The 4287-nt window shown below is 44.5% G+C and carries 5 protein-coding genes and 1 pseudogene; 2 read left to right on the forward strand and 4 right to left on the reverse strand.

The annotated features are described in order from the left end of the window. Together IM322_RS06295 and pyrG are read left to right on the forward strand one after the other, a co-directional pair. Positions 1–198 (forward strand): zinc ribbon domain-containing protein (locus IM322_RS06295; RefSeq protein ID WP_043998265.1); only part of this gene is annotated, 198 nt, incomplete at its 5' end. A gap of 205 nt (positions 199–403) precedes the next feature. Then, positions 404–2044 (forward strand): glutamine hydrolyzing CTP synthase, encoded by a 1641-nt coding sequence (gene pyrG, locus IM322_RS06300; protein ID WP_287676779.1) that lies wholly within the window; start codon positions 404–406, stop codon positions 2042–2044. Positions 2045–2125: 81 nt separating this feature from the next. Here the strand turns inward: pyrG and IM322_RS06305 are convergent, their stop codons facing one another. The 4 genes and pseudogenes from IM322_RS06305 to IM322_RS06320 all read right to left on the reverse strand — a co-directional run. Next, positions 2126–2443: a 2Fe-2S iron-sulfur cluster-binding protein gene (locus tag IM322_RS06305; protein WP_002768334.1), complete on the reverse strand. Its 318-nt coding sequence runs from the start codon at positions 2441–2443 to the stop codon at positions 2126–2128. Positions 2444–2704: 261 nt separating this feature from the next. Next, positions 2705–2902 carry a hypothetical protein gene (locus IM322_RS06310; RefSeq protein WP_002731987.1) on the reverse strand — a complete coding sequence of 66 codons (198 nt, stop codon included), beginning with the start codon at positions 2900–2902 and terminating at the stop codon, positions 2705–2707. Between the two features lie 31 nt (positions 2903–2933). Then, the gene (def, locus tag IM322_RS06315; protein WP_287676781.1) at positions 2934–3509 is read right to left on the reverse strand and encodes a peptide deformylase; all 576 of its coding nucleotides are present in this window, start codon (positions 3507–3509) and stop codon (positions 2934–2936) included. Positions 3510–3733: 224 nt separating this feature from the next. Then, positions 3734–4287 (reverse strand): annotated as a pseudogene (locus tag IM322_RS06320) (serine/threonine protein kinase); the annotation flags it as partial.

Genomic DNA, 4287 nt, shown 5'->3' on the forward strand with positions numbered 1-4287 from the left:
ATGCCGTTAAATATTCGAGAATGGGATTGTCCAGACTGTGGGACGCACCATGACCGAGATATTAACGCCAGTAAAAACATTTTGGCCGCAGGACTTGCGGTGTCAGTCTGTAGAGCGACCATAAGACCAGAACAGAGTAAAACTGGGGCGGCAGGTGCGGAACCCCGCAAGGGAAAGAAGCAGAAACCTAAATCGTGAGGTTTGGGAATCACCGTCCGTTTTACGGCGGTGAGGATGTCAAATGATCGGGATGAAGCTGTGGTGCAATAGATTGTGGAGAGGGAGCTAAAACGAGGATCGGGGTATATATCCTCCGGTTATAATGAAATCTGGGAAAATGACACCGCCGCATCCCGAAAACCCTCACCCCTTGCTAGGTATAATCGATCGCAGGAAAAATTTTATGAGTAAATTTGTCTTTGTCACCGGGGGAGTCGTCTCCAGTATTGGGAAAGGAATTGTCGCCGCTAGTTTGGGAAGATTGTTGAAAAGTCGGGATTATTCCGTCTCAATTCTGAAATTAGACCCCTATATCAACGTGGATCCGGGTACCATGAGTCCTTTTCAACACGGAGAGGTATTTGTCACCGATGATGGGGCCGAAACCGACCTCGACCTTGGCCACTACGAACGTTTTACCGATACGGAACTCTCCCGTCTCAATAGCGTGACTACTGGCTCGATTTATCAAGCGGTATTGAATAAAGAGCGCCGTGGTGCTTATATGGGGGGAACCGTGCAGGTAATTCCCCATATTACCAACGAAATCAAGGAAAGGATTCTTCGGGTGGCCAAAGATACCAACCCCGATATTGTCATCACAGAAATTGGTGGTACGGTGGGAGATATCGAATCTTTGCCTTTTTTAGAAGCAATTAGGCAATTTAGGAAGGATGTGGGTCGAAATAACGTGGTTTATATGCACGTTACCCTAATTCCTTGGATTCCGGCCGCCAAGGAGATGAAAACGAAACCGACGCAACACTCGGTTAAGGAATTAAGATCGATCGGCATTCAACCGGATGTGTTAGTCTGTCGTTGTCATCTACCCCTACAACCGGGGTTAAAAGAAAAACTCTCAGCTTTCTGTGATGTGCCGGTGGAATCGGTGATTACTGCTCAGGATGCCAGCAGTATCTACGAAGTTCCTCTCAATCTGGAAAAAGAGGGATTAGCGCAACAAACCCTAGAATTATTAAACCTGGGTCCCCGATACCCCCATCTGGAGGAGTGGGAAAATCTCATCCGACAGATGCAATCCCCCGGTCAAAAATTAGAGATAGCTATCGTTGGTAAATATGTGCAATTGGGGGACGCTTATCTCTCGGTGGTAGAGGCCTTGAAACACGCTGCTATTGCCCTTGATAGCGAGATAGAATTGCGTTGGGTAAGTGCCGAAGATGTGGATAATGATTCGGCCGAAGCTCATTTAAGCGGTGTTGACGGTATTGTTGTACCCGGTGGTTTTGGTATTAGGGGTGTGGATGGCAAAATTAAGGCGATCGAGTATGCTAGGGTCAATAATATTCCTTTCTTGGGTCTCTGTTTAGGGATGCAGTGTTCGATTATCGAATGGGGTCGCAATGTGGCCCGATTAGAACGGGCCAATAGTTCCGAATTTGAAGAAGATACACCGAATCCGGTGATTAATTTACTGCCAGAACAGGCAGATGTGGTGGATTTAGGGGGAACAATGCGCTTAGGTCTCTATCCCTGCCGTTTAAATCCCGATAGTCTGGCTTTCTCCCTCTACGGTCAAGAGGTTATCTATGAGCGCCATCGTCACCGTTACGAGTTCAATAATGCCTATCGTAGTCTCTTTTTTGAGACCGGTTATCTGGTGAGTGGCACTTCTCCTGATGGTCGTTTGGTGGAAATTATCGAACTACCAAAACATCCTTTCTTTATTGCTACCCAATTTCACCCCGAATTTCGCTCTCGTCCCAATAAAGCTCATCCTCTCTTTTCTGGTTTCATGAAAGCGGCCCTCAAGGGTAGAGAGGAAAAGTTCTCCCTTAGTAGTCAGCATTCAGCTATTGGTTAGGATTTGCTGGTCTGATTGGCTCAAAATCTGGTTTTTTGGGGGGAAACCCCCGAAAATTTGTCATCTTAACCCCAGTTTGGCCTAGGGTTTTCCGAATTGACGTTGATAAACTACTTCTTCCTTGCCAGATTCCAGTTTAATATCCGAGCGAGGATAGGCCACACATAACAAAGCATAGCCTTCTTTTTGCAGGTCGGGGGATAATCCCATGCCCTCACCTTGTTCGACGCTACCCTGGGAAAGTTGAGCGGCGCAGGTAGTACATACGCCCGCATTGCAAGAACTGGGTAAGTCAATCCCCGCATCGTAGGCCGCTTGTAGTATAGTTTGATCTTCCCTAACTTCGATCGTTTGTGTTGTTCCTAAATGAGAAATTTCTACTTTGTAGGTTGTGGTCATAGCTAATGAATGATGCTTTGAACTTCACCTATTTTATCATTCTAGATTGCGGATATAGGAGAGAGGGGGGAAATCTTTACCTAATCAGATTTTCACCGGTCGGCATATAATTGATGGTCATGAAAGATGATAAAATCCTCAAAAGTAGTAACTTTTTCTGGCAATTTGCCCTGTAGTTAAAACGAACAAAAGAGAGAATTTACTTCTCTCTTTTGCTCATGAAAATTATGCCAATTTTTCGATAACCGAGGGGAAGTTATTCTATTTGTAATTGGCTCTCGTGTCTTTAACCGCCGCCCAAAAAAATAGGGCTGTTAATGGTACACTTGCAGCTAGAATTAAGCCCGTGGTGGTATTGCCTAAATCCGGTTCTCCCGAACTAATTTCAAAGACACAACCCACACCAGCGATCGCTGCAATACAGGATAATAACAATAAAACGCCGCTTTTCGGGGTCATCTTCACTCCTCACCTAAATTAACTAATGCCTTTATTTTGTCACTTTCTCGACCGGTTTCACCGCTTGCACGGAAAAACCGTGTTTTTTTAATTCTTCATTGAGTGCCAAATCGTTATCTACTCTGTCCACGAACATGACACCATTAAGATGGTCCATTTCGTGTTGAATTACCCGCGCTAGTAAACCGTTAGCTTGCAGTTTTCGTGGTTTCCCCTGTTCATCTTTATAACTCACTTCGATCGCTTGGGGACGGATGACATCTAAAAACACATCGGGAATACTCAAACAACCCTCTTCCGCTTTGCACAATTCCCGACTATAACCGATAATTTGGGGATTAATCAGAATTAGGGGCGGATTTTCCGGTTTATCGGGTTCACAATCGATGACAATCAATTGTTTATTGACTGCCACTTGCGGAGCCGCTAACCCGATACCATTGGAACTATACATAGTTTCCAGCATTTCTCTGGCTAATTGGCGAATGCTGTCATCGACTTTAGCAATCCGCTTGGCCGGTTGACGCAGGACTCGATCGCCGAGATAATGCAGTTCTAAAGGGGGTTTTTCTAATTTGCGTTTTTCTACGGTAATAGTGGCGCTCATAAACTTAATTATCGATGGGATGCACAATTTTGATCTTAGTCACTGGCTCTGGGGCATTTCTCAGGAAAAGGGAGAAAAAAGCCGAGACTCTGCATAAAATTTTACACCGCTCACAGACAGTTCGTCTATATCAGGGGGTGGGAAGTGGAGAGATTTTTCAGTTATCAGTAAGCAGTTATCAGTAATCAGTGGGGGAGAAGGGAGAAAAAGCTGATTGTAACGGGCTAGTTATTAGTAATTGGTATTCCTAACCATTGGCTTAATTCCGCTGCTAACCATTCAATTTCGGGGTTACTCAGATATTCTTTTGTCTTACTGCTAATAGTATATTCTTTAGTCCCCACCCAAATAGTTAAAGCCATCGGTACATAAACTCGATCGCCATCGCTATCTTTGGTATGATAACTATCAGCTTTCACCAGTTTATTAATATGTTCCCGTGCCATTTTCTTTTTGCCCGAAAGTGTCAAACCCCAAATTCGCTGAATGGCAACAATTTCTTGCCTATCAATAGTGATAATTTCCTCCCCTTTGAGACAATAAATAATCTGGTAAAGCATTCCTAAACCCACAAACCAAAAGGGCAAGGAAAAGAGCAGAAAAAACCAACTCATCCACAGAGGAATAGAAACGGCTCCTCCTGTCCATACTAATAAAAAAGCGTTCCAAGCGATGGCAAAGGCTCCAAGACCAATTAATTTAGGGGTAAAACCTTCGGGAGGTAAAGATATTTTAATTTTCTCCTCGCTTTTTTGCAACTGTACCCGACTCCCTGCGG

It is taken from the genome of Microcystis sp. M109S1 (genome assembly GCF_020247025.1).
Taxonomy (GTDB): domain Bacteria; phylum Cyanobacteriota; class Cyanobacteriia; order Cyanobacteriales; family Microcystaceae; genus Microcystis.